Source organism: Sphingomonas adhaesiva, assembly GCF_002374855.1.
GTDB classification, from domain to species: domain Bacteria; phylum Pseudomonadota; class Alphaproteobacteria; order Sphingomonadales; family Sphingomonadaceae; genus Sphingomonas; species Sphingomonas adhaesiva.
Genome location: NZ_NWVC01000002.1, coordinates 246009 through 261603 on the forward strand (window position 1 = coordinate 246009; position 15595 = coordinate 261603).

At 70.2% G+C, this 15595-nt stretch carries 18 protein-coding genes and 1 tRNA gene; 11 read left to right on the forward strand and 8 right to left on the reverse strand.

Features of this window, described 5'->3' with window-relative positions; all coding sequences use genetic code 11:
* The first annotated feature begins 66 nt into the window (after positions 1–66).
* Positions 67–2118, forward strand: a complete 2052-nt coding sequence (locus COA07_RS05645; RefSeq protein ID WP_066706605.1) for a hypothetical protein — start codon at positions 67–69, stop codon at positions 2116–2118.
* 27 nt (positions 2119–2145) lie between these two features.
* On the opposite strand, the gene COA07_RS05650 is transcribed toward COA07_RS05645, so the two are convergent.
* The 5 genes from COA07_RS05650 to COA07_RS05670 form a co-directional block, all read right to left on the reverse strand.
* A complete protein-coding gene (locus COA07_RS05650; protein ID WP_066706609.1) occupies positions 2146–2817 on the reverse strand; it encodes a DUF6445 family protein in 672 nt (223 codons plus the stop codon).
* A complete protein-coding gene (locus COA07_RS05655; RefSeq protein WP_066706611.1) occupies positions 2814–4319 on the reverse strand; it encodes a tryptophan halogenase family protein in 1506 nt (501 codons plus the stop codon). Before COA07_RS05655 ends, COA07_RS05650 begins: the two co-directional genes overlap by 4 nt.
* 218 nt (positions 4320–4537) lie before the next feature.
* On the reverse strand, positions 4538–5071 hold the full coding sequence (locus COA07_RS05660) for a cupin domain-containing protein (protein ID WP_066706612.1): 534 nt from the start codon (positions 5069–5071) through the stop codon (positions 4538–4540).
* Positions 5072–5082: 11 nt separating this feature from the next.
* On the reverse strand, positions 5083–5883 hold the full coding sequence (gene budC / locus COA07_RS05665) for a meso-2,3-butanediol dehydrogenase (protein ID WP_211280945.1): 801 nt from the start codon (positions 5881–5883) through the stop codon (positions 5083–5085).
* Positions 5884–6016: 133 nt separating this feature from the next.
* A complete protein-coding gene (locus tag COA07_RS05670; protein WP_066706613.1) occupies positions 6017–6658 on the reverse strand; it encodes a TetR/AcrR family transcriptional regulator in 642 nt (213 codons plus the stop codon).
* Between the two features lie 181 nt (positions 6659–6839).
* Here COA07_RS05670 and COA07_RS18210 point away from each other — a divergent pair, with 181 nt between their 5' ends.
* Positions 6840–6977, forward strand: coding sequence for a hypothetical protein (locus tag COA07_RS18210; RefSeq protein WP_157085158.1), 138 nt, complete (start codon positions 6840–6842; stop codon positions 6975–6977).
* Positions 6978–7130: 153 nt separating this feature from the next.
* Here the strand turns inward: COA07_RS18210 and COA07_RS05675 are convergent.
* Positions 7131–7220 (reverse strand) — tRNA-Ser (locus COA07_RS05675).
* Positions 7221–7346: 126 nt separating this feature from the next.
* Between COA07_RS05675 and hspQ the strand changes: the two genes are divergently transcribed.
* From hspQ to COA07_RS05695, 4 genes are all read left to right on the forward strand, one after another.
* Positions 7347–7724, forward strand: coding sequence for a heat shock protein HspQ (gene hspQ, locus COA07_RS05680; RefSeq protein ID WP_066491688.1), 378 nt, complete (start codon positions 7347–7349; stop codon positions 7722–7724).
* 129 nt (positions 7725–7853) lie between these two features.
* Positions 7854–8150, forward strand: coding sequence for a 50S ribosomal protein L21 (rplU, locus tag COA07_RS05685; RefSeq protein WP_066491690.1), 297 nt, complete (start codon positions 7854–7856; stop codon positions 8148–8150).
* Between the two features lie 27 nt (positions 8151–8177).
* Positions 8178–8447: a 50S ribosomal protein L27 gene (gene rpmA / locus COA07_RS05690; protein ID WP_066491693.1), complete on the forward strand. Its 270-nt coding sequence runs from the start codon at positions 8178–8180 to the stop codon at positions 8445–8447.
* A gap of 174 nt (positions 8448–8621) precedes the next feature.
* Positions 8622–9182, forward strand: a complete 561-nt coding sequence (locus tag COA07_RS05695) for a GNAT family N-acetyltransferase (RefSeq protein ID WP_066706616.1) — start codon at positions 8622–8624, stop codon at positions 9180–9182.
* A 48-nt stretch (positions 9183–9230) separates the two neighbouring features.
* Here COA07_RS05695 and COA07_RS05700 read toward each other — a convergent pair whose 3' ends face one another.
* The gene (locus COA07_RS05700; protein WP_083956667.1) at positions 9231–10082 is read right to left on the reverse strand and encodes a metal-dependent hydrolase; all 852 of its coding nucleotides are present in this window, start codon (positions 10080–10082) and stop codon (positions 9231–9233) included.
* A 57-nt stretch (positions 10083–10139) separates the two neighbouring features.
* On the opposite strand from COA07_RS05700, the gene COA07_RS05705 reads away from it, so the two are divergent.
* From COA07_RS05705 to obgE, 3 genes are all read left to right on the forward strand, one after another.
* Positions 10140–10748 (forward strand): TetR/AcrR family transcriptional regulator, encoded by a 609-nt coding sequence (locus tag COA07_RS05705; RefSeq protein ID WP_066706621.1) that lies wholly within the window; start codon positions 10140–10142, stop codon positions 10746–10748.
* A gap of 57 nt (positions 10749–10805) precedes the next feature.
* Complete coding sequence (locus tag COA07_RS05710) at positions 10806–11153, forward strand: hypothetical protein (protein ID WP_141396478.1); 348 nt, start codon at positions 10806–10808, stop codon at positions 11151–11153.
* A gap of 107 nt (positions 11154–11260) precedes the next feature.
* Entirely contained in the window at positions 11261–12307 is a 1047-nt protein-coding gene (gene obgE / locus COA07_RS05715; RefSeq protein WP_066706627.1) for a GTPase ObgE, read from the forward strand.
* A 7-nt stretch (positions 12308–12314) separates the two neighbouring features.
* Here the strand turns inward: obgE and COA07_RS05720 are convergent, their stop codons facing one another.
* Positions 12315–13463, reverse strand: coding sequence for a tetratricopeptide repeat protein (locus COA07_RS05720; protein WP_141396479.1), 1149 nt, complete (start codon positions 13461–13463; stop codon positions 12315–12317).
* 103 nt (positions 13464–13566) lie between these two features.
* Between COA07_RS05720 and proB the strand changes: the two genes are divergently transcribed.
* Positions 13567–14670 carry a glutamate 5-kinase gene (gene proB / locus COA07_RS05725; RefSeq protein WP_066713583.1) on the forward strand — a complete coding sequence of 368 codons (1104 nt, stop codon included), beginning with the start codon at positions 13567–13569 and terminating at the stop codon, positions 14668–14670.
* Positions 14667–15569, forward strand: coding sequence for an NAD-dependent epimerase/dehydratase family protein (locus COA07_RS05730; protein WP_096640600.1), 903 nt, complete (start codon positions 14667–14669; stop codon positions 15567–15569). The genes proB and COA07_RS05730 overlap by 4 nt, the downstream gene beginning before the upstream one ends.
* Positions 15570–15595 lie beyond the last annotated feature (26 nt).

A 15595-nucleotide genomic window follows, 5' to 3' on the forward strand; every position in this document is an offset into this window, starting at 1 on the left:
AGAAAATCGGGGGGCGTCGTGACCGGCAACGGTCGCGGCGCCCCCGTTTGTCGACGGGAGAGAGCGATGAAGCACGTGGCGCGCATGATGCTGGGCGCAGCACTGGTGACGGCGGCAGGGATGGCGACGGCACAGTGTGAGGCACCCGCACCCGACCTGGCCTATCAGCTGACCGAGGGGCAGAACATCAACGCCTTTGTGCGCGAGGGGCCGGTCGCCGCGCACCTGCTGCTGCGCAACGGCGTCGACCCGCGCATCCTGGTCGCCTTCCCGGCCGGCAACAGCGGCACGGGCCAGTGGTTCGCGCGGCTCGACCGCCCGGCGACGTGGCGGCTGGAACAGTCCCCCCGCCCGCTGACCGTGGCCGAGCCGGACGGCGCGGCCGGCCGCCAGCTGCACGGTGTGGTGACCGTAGCCAGCATCGACGCGCCGCGGCTGCAACTGCACAAGACGGTGCTGTCGTCGATCCGCTTCCTGCGCGACTATCAGTCGATCGGCCGCCTGCCGAACGAGGTGGAGGCGACCCCGGCGGTCGGCGGCAACACGGTGACCGCCTATCGCCGCCGGCTGGACGGCGCGCCGGGCTATTACCTGAGGCTGGAGGTACTGGGCGGCCGTATCGACGGCACCACGATCATGGCCGGCGCGGACGGGCGCATCCGCCTGCGCATCACCGCCGCCACCGGCGAAAAGCCGCTGACCGGGCTGACCGCGGGCGAGCTGCTGACCGCGCGTGCGGCCAACGATCCGGCGGCGCGCGATGCGCTGCGCTTCCTCAGCTATCGCGAGAAGTTCCTGGCCGGGTCGTGGCGGTTCCAGACCTATTTCGGGCGCGACACATTGATGTCGGTGCGCATGCTGATGCCCGTGCTGCAACCCGCCGCGGTGGAGGCCGGGCTGGGGTCGGTGCTCGCCCGGCTCGATGCGCGCGGCGACGTCGCGCATGAGGAAGGGATCGGCGAATTCGCGGTGGTCGACCGCCGCGCGCATGGCGGCAGCGGCGACGCCGCGGTGCTCGACTATGCGATGGTCGACGACGACTACATGCTCGCGCCGGTCGCCGCGACCTATCTGCTCGATCACGCCGACCGCGGTGCGGCACGCCGCTTCCTGGCGCAGGCGATGACCAGCGAGGGCGTACCCGGCACGGTCGAGCCGGCGGGCAAGGCGCTGGTGCGCAACCTGCGCTTCGTGATCGCCACCGCCAACCCCTTCGCGCAGGCACCGGCGGTGGAGCGGCTGGTCGCGATCCGGAAAGGTCGCCTGACCGGCCAGTGGCGCGACAGCGAGGAAGGGCTGGGCCGGGGGCGCTACGCCTATGACGTCAACGCCGTGTTCGTTCCCGCCGCGCTCGACGCCGCGGCGCGGATGCTGCGTGCCGGGCTGCTCGACGCCTATCTGACGCCGCAGGACCGTGCCGCGCTGGGCAAGGCCGGGGCGATGGCCGCGGTCTGGCACCGGCACGCGCCGGCGCTGTTCCGCGTCGACATTCCGGCCGCTCAGGCAAGCGCGCGGGTGCGCGACTATGCGCGCGGGCTGGGCATTCCCGCCCAGCCCGCGCTGGAGTCGCTCGGCAACGCGCCGCTCACCTTCCATGCGCTGTCGCTCGACGACGGCGGCAAGGCGGTGCCGATCGTCAATTCCGACGAAGGGTTCGCGCTGCTGTTCTCCAACCCCTCCCCGGCCGAGCTGGAAACCTATGTCACCGCGGCGATGCGCCCGTTCCCGGCCGGGCTGATGACCGATATCGGGATGCTCGTCGCCAATGCGGCGCAGGCGGATGCGACCGCGCAGGGCCGCTTCACCCCGGCCGCCTATCACGGTGCGGTCGTCTGGTCGTGGCAGCAGGCGCTGTTCGCGGCCGGGCTGGAACGCCAGCTGGCCCGCCGCGACCTGCCCGCCGCGACCCGCGCGATCCTGACGCGCGCGCAGGCCACCTTGTGGCGCGCGATCCAGGCGACGCGCGCCACGCAAAGCTCCGAACTATGGTCCTGGGCCTATCAGGGCGGGCGGTACAAGGTGGTCGCCTTCGGCGCGGGCAAGCAGGACGTCGACGAATCGAATGCCGCGCAATTGTGGAGCACCGTCTACCTCGCGGTGCAGCCGCCCAGGAAATAGGCGCGCCGCGATCCGGCGGGGACGGCGTCATTCCAGCATCAGGAACGCCGTCACCGTCAGCCGCCCGCGCGCCGGATCGTCGCTCAGCGCCGCACCGGGCGCGATCGCACCGCTGTGGAGCAATGCGCTGCGATAGACGACCGCGCGGTTCGGCCGCGCCGCGACCATCGCGGTCCGCTCGAACAGCGGCGTCGTATCCGCAATATAGGCCGCGGGCGGATCACCATCGCGGCGCAATTCGTCGTTCAGCGCCGCCAGATACCCCGCCGCACGCGCCGTATCGATCGTTTCATATCCGGTCGCGCGGTGGCGGAAGAACGCCGTCCCATCCCCCTCCCCCAGATAATGGACCAGCGCGATGCGGCGCGGATCAGTGGCATCGACATGCGGCAGCCGCTGCATGACGCTCAACCGCTCCGGCGGCGTCGTCACGATCGAGAAGCTGGCGTCGAGCAGCGACACGCCGCCGCGCTGCCCGAACACGCCCGCCAGCACCGCGGTCAGCGCCGGGCGCACCGCCACGAAATAATCGGGCGGCAGCATCGCGCGGATGCCGGGATAATGGTGACGCCCCGGCTCGAACCGCGCGGACAGCGCGGCCATGCGCAGCGCCGCCGGATCGGGATGGAAACCGTCGACGATCGCGATCGGCTGCCCCTCCGCGCCGATCCGCCGGGCCACGACATCGGGCGCGGTCACGGCGCGCCGATCAGCTGCGCCAGCGCGTCGTCGTGCATCGGCAGCGTCGGCGCGGCGCGCGCGATCACCTGCGCGATCTGTTCCACCTGCGCGCGATTGGTATCGGCGTCGATCGCGTCGGTGAGCGGATTGTAGCCGCTGGCGATCACCCCCTGACCGTCGAGCACCGCCAGCCAGCTGGCCTCGCGGAACAGCTCGTCACTGTCCAGGATCAGCCGCCCCGATCGGCGATATTGCGCGACGCGCGCGGACAGCGTGTCGGGCAGCGCCATGGTGCGGCAATGCCGCCACAACGGCTCGTCGCGTCCGCTGGTGGCGTGATAATGCAGGATCAGGAAATCCTTGATCCCGTCCATGTCGCGACCGAACAGCTGGTTGAACCGATCCGCGAGCGCGGGGTCCATGTCGCGGTCGGGAAACAGCGTCAGCAGCTTGGCGATCCCGCTCTGGATCAAATGGATGCTGGTGGATTCCAGCGGCTCCAAGAACCCCGACGACAGCCCGATCGCGACCACGTTCCCACGCCATGGCCGTCGCCGTGTCCCGGCGGTGAAGCGCAGCGTGCGCGGCTCCGCCAGCGCCTCGCCGTCGAGGTTCGCGAGCAATGTCGCGGTCGCCTCGTCCTCGCTCAGATGCGCGCTGGCATAGACGTAGCCGTTGCCGGTGCGGTGTTGCAGCGGGATGCGCCATTGCCACCCCGCCGCCCGCGCGGTCGATCGGGTATAGGGCGTCGTCGCGGCGACCCGCGCGCATGGTACCGCCACCGCACGATCGCACGGCAGCCAGTGCGACCAGTCCTCCAGCCCCTCCCCCATCGCACCGTCGATCAGCAATGCACGGAAGCCGGAGCAATCGACGAACAATTCGCCGGCCAGCGTCTCGCCGCGTTCGGTGAGCAACGCGGTCACCTGCCCGTCGTCGCCATCGCGCACCACGTCGCGCAGCCGCCCCTCCACCCGCACCACGCCCGCGGCCTCCGCCAGCCGCCGCAGGTAGCGGGCGTACAGCCCGGCGTCGAAATGATAGGCATAGCCCAGCGTCGACAGGATCGACCGCGCATCGCCCACCGGCTTGGCGAAGCGCCCCTCCGCCGCCAGCCGTGCCGCCAGCGACAGCCCCGACAGCGGCACGTCGCTGCCCTGTGCGCGCGCCTTCAGCCAGCGATGGTGGAACGCCACCCCCGGCAGGGGCGCGCCATATTGGCCGAACGGGTGGAAATAGCGGTGGCCGGGCCGGGTCCAGTCGACGAATTCGATCCCCAGCTTGAACGTCGCCTTGGTCTCGCGCAGGAATTCGGCCTCGTCCAGGCCGATCAGGTCGTTGAACCAGTGGATCGTCGGGATCGTCGCCTCGCCGACGCCGACGGTTCCGATTTCGTCCGACTCCAGCAGGGTGATCGCCACCGAGCGCCCGAAGCTGCGCGACAAGGCCGCCGCGGTCATCCAGCCCGCGGTTCCCCCGCCCAGAATCACGATGCGCGAAATACGTCGGTCGGTGCTCATCCCCGCCTCTTACGGCGTTCCGCACCGCCCGGCGATGCCTGTCGGCGGGATCACCCCCGATTGACGACGACGCGGCCGTCGGCGGACTGTCCTGCCACTGCGGCGCCCTTACCCCTCCAGCACCTGCGCCACGACCTGCCCCGCGCCCGGTACGGCATCGGGCACGTCGGCGACCGGAAGCGACGGGACGCGCCGCACCGGCGCGCGCATCGGCGCGCTCATCGCGCCGTGGCCAGTTCGTGCGGCGGGCGCTGCGCGGCCCATTTCGGACGCTCCGCCTCCAGTGCGGAGACGGTCTTGTCCCAGAAGGCGGTCGTCTTCCCCAGGAAGCGGATGTCGAACGTGTCGGCGGTGCGGAATTCCAGCACCTCCACCCCGTCCGGTCCGGGCTTGTAATTGTACGGCACGTCGCGCCCGACGAAGAAGCCGTCGCCCGCGCCCAGTTCCTCCGTCCCCAGCCGCAGCGTTCCGGCGACGATGTAATAAAGGCAATCGGCATTGTGGCTGTGCAGCGGCAGCGGGAAACCGCTCTTGAACCAGGCGTAAGTCAGGCTCATCCCCGGCATCGCGAACAGCAGCTTGACGACATTGCCCTCCGACGCGCCGGCCGCCTCCGCGCGGGTGATGCCGTCGGTGATGACGTCGGTCAGCCCCGTCACCTCCATGCACGACGTCTCGCGGTAATCGGACGCATCGGCCGCGCGATAGATCTGGAAACGGGGGGTGTCGCCGGCGTCGGACGGGGTGGTCATGATCGCTCTCTTCACACGTTCTGGGATGCCGCCGCTTCCATGCGGGCGCGCAGATCGGGCTGGCCGGTATGGGCGGTCAGCCCGCCGTCGACCGGGATCGCCGCGCCGGTGACCGCGCTGGCGTCGTCGCTGGCCAGGAAGGCGGCCACCGCCGCAATCTCCTCGGGCTGCGCGAACCGACCGGCCGGGACGACCTGCTCCCATTGGGCGCGCAGGCCGGGGATCGCATCGACTCCGCTGGTCAGGATCGGCGTGTCGACCGGGCCGGGGCAGACGGCGTTGGCGCGGATGCCGTCGCGCGCATGGTCGATCGCCAGGCTGCGCGTGTAGTTGATGACGCCCGCCTTGGCGGCATTGTAGGCGGTGAAGCCATAGTCGGCGTGCAGCCCGCTGGCGGAGGCGGTGTTGACGATCGCGCCGCCGCCGCGCGCCTTAAGGTACGGGATGACCGCGCGGCAGCCGTAGAAGACCGCATCCAGATTGACCGCCACCACCCGCCGCCACTGGTCGATCGCCAGATCGGGGGTCAGCCCGTAGCAGCCGATCCCGGCGTTGTTGTAGAGGATGTCGATCCCACCGAAGGCCGCCGCTGTGTCCGCCGCCAGCGTTTCCAGCGCCGCCGCATCGGCGACGTCCACGCTGCGGAAGGCGGCGCGCTCCCCCAGTTCGGCGGCCAGCGCCTGTCCGCGCTCGACGTCCAGATCGGCGATCATCACCGCCGCGCCCTCGGCATGCACCCGCCGCGCGAACGCCGCCCCGATCCCCGATGCCCCGCCGGTCACGATCGCCACCCTGCCGCCGAAGCGCATCATGTCTCTCCCGCCGGCTCGGTTTTCGGCCGGGCGGAAGGTGCCGGGTCACCTCCTCGGGTCGCCATCGCGCTCCGGCTCACGCCCGGTAGAGCATCAACGCATTTTATAGTCAACAACGACCAATCAATCGTGACTATTCTCGGACATGCGTCTCGCAATAGCGGCGATGGCTCAGCTTCATTTCCTCGATCGCGGCGTTGACGACGTGGCGGTTGCTGCCCAGCCGATGCTCGATAATGAGGCCGCGCGCACTGGCGACGAGCAGCCATCCGCGCGCGACCATCGCCTCCGGCTCCACCAGTCCGCCCGCGGCCGCCAGCAAGCGAAGTTCGCCGGCGATCTCCGCCTCCACCTGCGCGGCGACCGGCTGGATCGCGGCGAGCAATTCCCCGTCCCAGCGTGCCGCGTGGAGGATGTCGGTCAGCGCCAGCCCTTCCGGGGTCGAATGCGTATCCCAGACGATGTCCGCGTAACCGGCCAGCCGCTCGAACGGATCGTCGACGGCGTGCGCGCGCGTCCGCGCCGCATCCATCACGGCCCGCATCGTCCGCTCGGCGGTGGCGATCGCAAGGTCGAGCCGGGTCGGGAACTGGTGCAGCACCGATCCGCGCGACAGCCCTGCCCTCGCCATGACGCTCTCGATCGTCATCGCCGCAAAGCCGGATTCGACGATCCGGTCCACCGTCGCCGCCAGAATGCGCTCGCGCGTCGCCGCGCCCTTGTCGGTCAGGCGGCGCGTCGGGCGCGTGATGAGGGCCGGGTCGCTGCTCTGCATGGGCCGATCTGACCCGGAACCCCGCGCAATTCAATCTTCCGCTTCGATAGCGCAGGCGCCCTGCCCGCGAGCGCCCGCGGCATCGCTTGTCACCACCCGCCGCAAATTGCACGATTCCGTACTTTTAATGACCGATCGGGCGAGACGTCGTGATTTCTAACCGCAAGACCATCTTCATGACGTGTGCCACGAGATCGACATGGCGCGCGGCATGACGCTCAAGGACATCCAGCAATATTCGCCGGATCAGATCAACGGCAAGGTGCTGACCAGCCTGGATGCCGAATTCACGAAGATTCCGGCCAAGCCGGCGAAGTAATCGCATCCTTTGGGAGGAACGGGCGGGAGCGATTGGTCCGCTCCCGCCCTTTTTTCGTGCCTGTCACACGCGCGGGCATCGATCGCCGACGTACGCGCGTGCGTGCGCCGTCATCGGGCGATGGGCGGTACGGCGTTGAAAAATGGGAACAGGTGGCGGAGAGGGTGGGATTCGAACCCACGGTACCCGTGAGGGCACAACGGTTTTCGAGACCGTCCCAATCGACCACTCTGGCACCTCTCCGCGGAGGGACGCCGGAGCCGTGAAAACGGCAGCCGGCGGCGATCGAGGGGCGCCCCTAGCGCGGTCGGGCGGCGGACGCAAGCGGCTCGACGTTGTGCGATGCGATTTCCGCATTAGATAGGGGTCATGATCCGCACGCACCTGTCGCCCCCTGCCATCGCCCTGCCCGAGGCGCCCGCGGTGGCGCATGCCCGTTTCTCGATCGGCGACGTCGTCCGTCACCGGATGCTCGACTTCCGCGGCGTGGTTTTCGACGTCGATCCCGTCTTCGCCAACAGCGAGGAATGGTATCAGTCGATCCCGGAGGGGCTGCGCCCGCGCAAGGACCAGCCGTTCTACCATCTGCTCGCCGAGAATATGGAATCGACCTACGTCGCCTATGTTAGCCAGCAGAACCTGGTGCACGACGACAGCGACGAGCCGGTGGACCATCCCGCGATCGCCGGGCTGTTCGACCGGCGTGCCGACGGCGGCTACGGGCTTAAGCCGCTGCACCGCCACTGACCGGCCTGCCGGCATCGGCGGGGCGGCGGGATAGCGGTTGACACGAATCGCCCCATCCCTTAGCAGCCGCGCTTCTCCCGTGAAGGTGCGCCCTTTGCGGGTCATGATATTTGGGAAGTGACAAGAGCCATGTTCGCAGTCGTGCGCACGGGCGGCAAGCAGTATCGCGTCGCCGCCGGAGACAAGATCGTCGTCGAGAAGATCGAGGGCGAAGCCGGCGCGTCGGTGACGCTGGGTGACGTGCTGCTTGCGGGCGAAGGCTCGGAGCTGAAGGACGTCGCCGGCCTGACCGTCGCCGCCGAGATCATCGCCCAGGCCAAGGGCGAGAAGGTGATCGTTTTCAAGAAGCGTCGCCGCCACAACTATCGCCGCCGCAACGGCCACCGCCAGAACCACACGATCCTCAAGATCGTCTCGGTCGGCTAAGCCCACAGCAGCGCAGGAGTATTCGCAATGGCACATAAGAAAGCAGGCGGTTCGTCGCGCAACGGTCGTGATTCGGCCGGCCGTCGTCTTGGCGTGAAGAAGTTCGGCGGTCAGGAAGCGATCGCGGGCAACATCCTCGTGCGTCAGCGCGGGACCAAATTCTATCCGGGCCGCAACGTGGGCATGGGCAAGGACCATACCCTGTTCGCGCTCGTCGACGGTCGCGTCGTGTTCCACGACGGCAAGCTTGGTCGCAAGTTCTGCTCGGTGGACATGATTCAGGCCGCGGCCGAATAACATCGGGCGACCATGCGGGTTGCCCACCAGGGCGACCCGCCGGTTCCGGGAACGGAACCCCGCCAGACAAGGGAGACGGGTCGTCCCGGCTCCCTTTTTTCTTGCTCCCTCCCCTGCCCTGTGTCGCGCCCGCGTCATCCGCGCGTGGCAGCGGCCCGATCGAGGAGACGGAGCATGTTCGCGTTGACGCCCCGACTGACGTTACGCCCCGGCTGGCCGGAGGATGCGCCCGCACTGGCGCGCGCGATCGGCCACGAGGCGGTGGTGCGCAACCTGTCGCGCGCGCCCTGGCCCTATGGCGTGGCGGATGCGCAGGCGTTCCTGGCATTGCCGCGCGGCGCGCATGAGGCGCGCTTCCAGATTTGCGAGCGGTTCGGCGATCATCGGCTGATCGGCGGCATCGGCCTCCATCTGGAGGCGCATGGCGACTGGGAACTCGGCTATTGGCTGACGCCCGACGCCTGGGGCCGCGGCTATGCGACCGAGGCGGGCCGCGCGGTGCTCGATATCGCCCGCCACGCGCTGGGGCTGCGGCGCGTGGTCGCGCGGCACTTCGTCGACAATCCCGCCTCCGGCCGGGTCATGCGCAAGCTGGGGTTCGCACCCACCGGCACGCGCTCGCGCCTCCCCACGCTCTCGCGCGGTGGCGAGGTGGAGTGCATCGACTTCGCGATCGACCTGCGCGGCGATGGCGAAGCGGCCGACGACCCGTCGAACATGCCGATCGCCGCCTGATCCCGCCCGCATCCCCCGCACCCCACCCGGCGCGGGGGATGCGCCGGCTTACGCCGCCTGCGGCATCACCGCCGCTTCATAGTCGCTTTCCGCCAGCCCGATCAGCGCGCGGTCGTCATGCTTCCACGGGTGGAAGCCAGGCAGGAAATAGGCAAGCCACACCCCCGCCATCGTGCGCGCCATGCCGGGGCGGCCGAACGCATACCACGCCATTCGCGCCCACACCTTCGGTCCGGTCAGCCCGTCCTGCCGCAACAGCTCGGCCATGCCGCGCGCGCGGCCCTTCAGGAACTGCCAGCTGGTCAGCCACATCACCAGCGACTTGACCCACCAGCGCCGAAGGCGCGGCCAGTCGCGCGTGGCGTGCAGCCAGGTGTCATACGCGACACCCTTGTGCTCGATCTCCTCGGCCGCGTGCCACAGCCACAGCGCGCGCGCCTGCGGGTCGGCGCCGTCCAGATGGCGCGGGTCGGCGATCAGCGCATGCGCCAGCATCGCGGTGAAATGCTCCAGCGCGCAGGTTGCCGCCAGGCTGCCGATCGGCGGCCTGCCCTTTGTCAGCGCCAGCGCGGCATCGACGTCGCGGTCGAGCAGCGTGGTGTCATAACCCTGGTCGGCGACATGGCGGTTGAACGCTACATGCTCGCGCGTGTGCAGCACTTCCTGCTTGATGAAGGCGTTGATCTCGCGCTCCAGCTTGGGCGGCGTGCCGTCGCGGAACCGGCGCACGCTGTCGACGAAGAAGCCCTCGCCCTTCGGGAACGTCACCGACAGCGCGTTGTAGAAGGCGGTCGCATAGGGATCGTCGTTCAGCCACCAGCGCCGCACCTGCCCGTCGCGGGCGAAGCGCCGGTCGCGCGGAGTGATCGTCAGGTCGGCGGGCGTGGTTGCTTTCGCCACGGAAACCTCCAGTAAGGGTAAGGACAACGAACAATAACTGACAAGAGTGTAAGTTACGTGACCGCCACCGCGCTTTCAACCCCCCGCCGTCGCCTGACGCCCGAAGCGTCGCGCGACGCGGCGCTGGATGCGGCGCGTTCCCTGCTGGTCGAATCGGGGCCGCAGGCGGTGACGCTGAAGGCGGTGGCGGCGCGGATCGGGCGCACCCACGCCAATCTGCTCCATCATTTCGGCTCGGCCGACGGCCTGCAAAAGGCGCTGATCGAGCGGATGGCGACCAGCATCGTCGGCACGATCCGCGACGCCGTCCACCGCTCGCGCGCCGCGCGCGACCCGGCGGAGCTGGTCGACCTGGTCTTCGACGCGTTCGGCTGCAACGGCGCGGGCGCGCTGGCCGGGTGGATGATCCTGAACGGCAACCAGGACGCGCTCGACCCGATCCTGACCGCGATCCACGACCTGGTCGAGGATCTGTCGAAGGACGAGGATCGCCCCAACGTGCCGATCCGCGACGAAACGCTGCATCTGGTGCTGATGGCGCTGGGCGACGCGCTGCTGGGCGCCCCGATGGCCCGCGCGCTCGACCTCCCCCGCGACCGCGCCCGCGCGATCGCGCGACAGATGCTGCTGGCGGACCATATCGACGGAACCACGCCGGCCACCTGACGCCGGTCGCGCGATGGCCGCTTGCGCCCAAAGACAGCCCTGACGGAGCGGCTCATTATGTTTCGTGCGCTGATCAAATGGATGGATCGGGATTGGGCGAGCCGAAGATACAATTCGGTGTTCGCCTTCGCGCAGCGCCTTGTGTGGGGTGTACCAGTCTTCTTGAGCCTAGCGGCCATCGGCGCTCTTGAGAGTTTGGGCTTTTCGCACGACGGTCCGGTCGTTCTTAGCGTTCTTGCGCTCGGTGTCGCGGGGATGTTCACCATCATGCTCGTGTCCCTCTACCGCTGGGCGGCCGGTTACAGCCGTTCCGACTTTCAAGAGCGGGCAGCGGCGGAGCATCGAGAGCGAGTGTCCGCGCGGCAGGCCTTCTTCCGCCGTTGGTCGAAGCCGAACGGCAGCTAACCACCAAAACCAGCCACGGCACCACCCGTCGCCACCCCCCTGCACCCCGCGCCGCCCCCCACACTCCGATATCGCTTTAACCGCGCCGAAGCGGTAAGGCGCCCGCCATGCATTTCCTCGATCAGGCAAAGATTTTCGTCCGCTCCGGCGCGGGCGGCCCCGGCGCGGTCAGTTTCCGGCGCGAAAAGTATATCGAATATGGCGGGCCGGACGGCGGCAACGGCGGCAAGGGCGGCGACATCATCTTCGAGGCGGTCGCCGGGCTGAACACGCTGATCGACTTTCGCTACACCCAGCATTTCCGCGCCCCGCGCGGACAGGGCGGGTCGGGCAGCAACCGCACCGGCGCGGGCGGCGACGATATGGTCATCAAGGTGCCGGTCGGCACGCAGGTTCTGGCCGATGACGAGGAGCGCACCCTGCTCGCCGATCTGACGCGCGTCGGCGAACGCATCGTGTTCCTGCGCGGCGGCGATGGCGGGCGCGGCAATGCCAGCTACAAGACGTCGACCAACCGCGCGCCGCGCCAGCACGGCACCGGCTGGCCCTCGGACGAGGCATGGGTGTGGCTGCGGCTCAAGCTGCTGGCCGATGCCGGGCTGGTCGGGCTGCCCAATGCCGGCAAGTCGACCTTCATCAACGCGGTCACCAATGCGCAGGCGAAGGTCGGCGCCTATGCCTTCACCACCACCCGCCCGCAGCTGGGCGTGGTGCGCCACCACCAGCGCGAGTTCGTCGTCGCCGACATCCCCGGCCTGATCGAGGGTGCGGCCGACGGCGCGGGGATCGGCGACCGCTTTCTGGGGCATATCGAGCGGTGCCGCGTGCTGCTCCACCTGATCGACGCCAACGACAAGGATGTGGCGGAAAGCTATCGCATCGTCCGCGACGAACTGGCGGCCTATGGCGGCGGACTGGACGAAAAGCCGGTGGTCGTCGCGCTCAACAAGATTGACACGCTCGACGACGAGTTGATCGCCGCGCTCTCGGCGGAGTTGGAGGAAGCCAGCGGCGGCCCGGTCATCCCGCTGTCGGGCGTCAGCGGCGTCGGCGTCGACTGGGTGCTCGACCGCCTGCTGGAGGCGATTCCCGCAGCCGGGCGTCCAGTGGAGGACGATGGCGAGGAAGACGAGGTGCAATGGTCGCCGGTGTGACGCCCCCTTACCGCCAGCTGTTCAGCGCCGGCGCGTAGCGGTCCGGCAGGATGCGCAGCGGTGGCGGCGCGCCGAGAATCGCCCGCGCGCGTTCCAGCGTCGCGGCATCGTAATAGGGTTGCCGGAAACCCGGCTGAACGGTGACCAGCATCACCGATCCGACCGGCAGTCGTTCCAGATCGCGCCGCCACACGTGCGCCAGCGCCGTCGCGTCCTTCATGCAGATCGCCGCCCGTTCAAGCAGGACGCGATTGGGCGGCGGCGCGTAGCGGCGGCTTTCCGGCGCAGCGGCTTGGTCGATCCGCGCGAGCAACGCCGCCGCCTCCGCGGTCCTGCCCAGTCCGTGCAGCACGCAGGCGCGCACCGTGTCGAACTGCACCATCGCGCCCGGCACGACCTGCGCCCGCTTCGCCAGCGGCGCGAAGGCGTGCTCCGCACGATCGAAATGCCGTGATGCCGCCTCATAGCGACCCGCCATCGCCAGCATCGACGCGGCCTGGAGATCGGCGTTGATCGCATAGGGGGACGCGTCCAGCCGCGCCGCCGCGTCGTCGAGCGTGGCCACGGCATCGTCGAGACGCCCCTGCTCGGCCTGCGCCCCCGCGATCGCCAGAGAGACGCTCGACCATTCGGAACGGTCCCATTCGCCCTTCAACGGGTTGGCGTCGCGCTCCTGCCGCAACAGCGCGATCGCCTCCGGCCACCGTCCGGCATCGCGCAGCGCGGTGGCATATTGCAGCAGCGCGCGCGTGCGGGTCCGGACCGCGCCCTGCGACGGCTGCCCCGCCCGCGCCCCGGCGCGGCCCGCCTCCCACGCGGCACGCGTCCGCGCGATCATCGCATCGCGCAGCAGCGACAGATCGTCCCCGGCCCAGCGGGTGATCGCCTCGTGCAGGAAGGCCAGCCGCTGGTCCGCCAGGATCGCGATGACCGGCGCCAGCGTATCGAGCGGGACACTGGTCCACGCCGCTCCCCCGGCCAGCGGCCGGTACCGCACGTCGCCAATGCCCTCCCCGGTCTGCAATTCGACCGCGCTGTCGACGCCGGCGATCTGCGCGGTACCGCGCACCGTTTCCGCCGAAACCGCTTGCGCCGACACCGCCCGCATCGCGATCGTGGCGACCATCCCGATCGCCGCCGTTGCCCCCCACCGCATTCCCGTATCCCCCCGACAGGCTGCGCGCGCGGCAATACGCCAGCGCCTTGGCCAGAAGTTCATCGTGGCACGCCGCGCGCACCCACGCTAGGCAGGCGCCGCCATGTTGCTGTTCCCGCCTGCCGCCTGTCCGCGCCTGATCGTCAAGATCGGCTCCGCGCTGCTCGTCGATCCCGATGGCGGGGTGCGGCGGGCATGGCTGGAGGGGATCGCCGCCGATATCGCCGCGCGCGTCGCCGCCGGGCAGCAGGTGGCGGTCGTCTCGTCGGGGGCGATCGCGCTGGGCGCGCGGCGGCTGGGCCTGCCCAAGGGTGGGCGCGCCAGCCTGGAGGATGCGCAGGCCGCCGCCGCCGCCGGGCAGATCGCGCTCGCCGGCGTCTGGGCAGAGGTGCTGGGCGCCGTCGGGCTGACCGCCGCGCAGATGCTGGTGACGCTGGGCGACCTGGAGGAGCGGCGCCGCTACCTCAACGCCGCCGCCACGCTGAACCGGCTGCTGCAACTAGGCGTCGTCCCGGTCATCAACGAAAACGATTCGGTCGCGACCGAGGAGATCCGCTTCGGCGACAACGATCGCCTCGCCGCGCGCATCGCGCAGGCGGCGGGCGCGGCGGGCGTGGTGCTGCTGTCCGACATCGACGGGCTGTACGATCGCAATCCGGCGCTGCCCGGCGCGGTGCACATCCCGCGCGTCGAGCGGATCGACGGTGCGATCGAGGGGATGGCCGATCGCGGCTCCGCCTCCGGCATGGGATCGGGCGGGATGGTGTCGAAGATCGCCGCCGCGCGGATCGCCAATGCCGCGGGCGCGGGGCTGGCGATCGCTTCGGGGCGGATCGACCGGCCGCTGTCCACCGCGGCGCGCCACACCTTGTTCGTCGCGGCGCAGTCCGCCCCCGCGCGCAAGGCGTGGCTGGCCGGCGGGCTGACCGCGAAGGGCGCGATCCATGTCGATGCCGGCGCGGCGCGCGCGCTGGTCGACGGGCGCAGCCTGCTGGCGGCGGGCGCGACGCGGATCGACGGGCGTTTCGTGCGCGGCGATCTGGTCACGATCGAGGGGCCGGACGGAATCCTGGCGCGCGGGTTGTCGGAATATGATTCGGACGATGCCATGCGACTGCTCGGGCGCCGCAGCGACGATCATGCCGCGATCCTGGGCTATGCGCCGCGCAGCGCGCTGGTCCATCGCAACCACATGGCGTTGCTGTGATCCTGGCGATCACCGGCGGCACCGGCTTCGTCGGTGCGCGGACGATCGACCAGGCGCTGTCGGCGGGACATACGGTGCGTGCGCTCGCCCGCCGCGAACAGCCCCCGCGCGACGGGGTGACGTGGATCGTCGGCACGCTGGCGGATCGCGACGCGCTGTCGGCCCTTGTCTCGACCGCCGATGCGGTGATCCACATCGCCGGCGCGGTCAACGCCCCCTCGCGCGCCGCCTTCGCCGCCGCCAATATCGACGGCACGCGCGCGCTGGTGGAGGCCGCGCGGGTCTGGGCGGTGGCGCGCTTCGTCCACGTCTCCTCGCTCGCCGCGCGCGAACCGGGGCTGTCGAACTACGGCTGGTCGAAGGCGGGGGCAGAGGACGTCGTGACCGCCAGCGACCTCGACTGGACGATCGTGCGCCCGCCCGGCGTCTACGGCCCCGGCGACATGGACCAGCGCGACCTGTTCCGCGCGGCCAAGCGCGGGCTCGTCCCCACCCCGCCCGCCGCCGGGCGGCTGTCGATCCTGCACGTCGACGATCTCGCGCGGCTGCTGCTGGCGCTGGCCGCCGCACCGGGGGACCATGCGATCTACGAGCCGGAGGATCCGTCCGGCGCGATGTCCTATGCCGATTTCGCGCACGCGATCGCCGCCGGCGTCGGCGCCAGGGCGCGCGCGCTGCCGCTGCCCGCCGCGCTGCTGCGCGCCGCCGCGCGCGCCGACCGGCTGGTGCGTCGCGGGGCTGCGCGGCTGACCGCCGATCGCGTCGCCTACATGCTCCATCCCGACTGGACCGCCGCCCCCGCGCGCCGCCCGCCCCCCGCCCTATGGACCGCGCAGATCCCCACCGCGCAGGGCATGGCCGACACGGCATTGTGGTATCGCGCCCACGGCTTGCTATAGCGCCGCCCGAGAACCGCCGCATTTGC

Bases quoted from the DNA above. Each gene is read 5' to 3' on its own strand.
- budC (WP_211280945.1), bottom strand. From the start codon at position 5,883: ATGATGCGCTTCGGCGGCAGGGTGGCGATCGTGACCGGCGGGGCATCG.
- COA07_RS05710 (WP_141396478.1), top strand. From the start codon at position 10,806: ATGTTTCGTGCGCTGATCAAATGGATGGATCGGGATTGGGCGAGCCGA.
- rpmA (WP_066491693.1), top strand. From the start codon at position 8,178: ATGGCACATAAGAAAGCAGGCGGTTCGTCGCGCAACGGTCGTGATTCG.
- obgE (WP_066706627.1), top strand. From the start codon at position 11,261: ATGCATTTCCTCGATCAGGCAAAGATTTTCGTCCGCTCCGGCGCGGGC.
- proB (WP_066713583.1), top strand. From the start codon at position 13,567: ATGTTGCTGTTCCCGCCTGCCGCCTGTCCGCGCCTGATCGTCAAGATC.
- COA07_RS05655 (WP_066706611.1), bottom strand. From the start codon at position 4,319: ATGAGCACCGACCGACGTATTTCGCGCATCGTGATTCTGGGCGGGGGA.
- COA07_RS05660 (WP_066706612.1), bottom strand. From the start codon at position 5,071: ATGACCACCCCGTCCGACGCCGGCGACACCCCCCGTTTCCAGATCTAT.
- COA07_RS05645 (WP_066706605.1), top strand. From the start codon at position 67: ATGAAGCACGTGGCGCGCATGATGCTGGGCGCAGCACTGGTGACGGCG.
- COA07_RS05670 (WP_066706613.1), bottom strand. From the start codon at position 6,658: ATGCAGAGCAGCGACCCGGCCCTCATCACGCGCCCGACGCGCCGCCTG.
- rplU (WP_066491690.1), top strand. From the start codon at position 7,854: ATGTTCGCAGTCGTGCGCACGGGCGGCAAGCAGTATCGCGTCGCCGCC.
- hspQ (WP_066491688.1), top strand. From the start codon at position 7,347: ATGATCCGCACGCACCTGTCGCCCCCTGCCATCGCCCTGCCCGAGGCG.
- COA07_RS05695 (WP_066706616.1), top strand. From the start codon at position 8,622: ATGTTCGCGTTGACGCCCCGACTGACGTTACGCCCCGGCTGGCCGGAG.
- COA07_RS05720 (WP_141396479.1), bottom strand. From the start codon at position 13,463: ATGCGGTGGGGGGCAACGGCGGCGATCGGGATGGTCGCCACGATCGCG.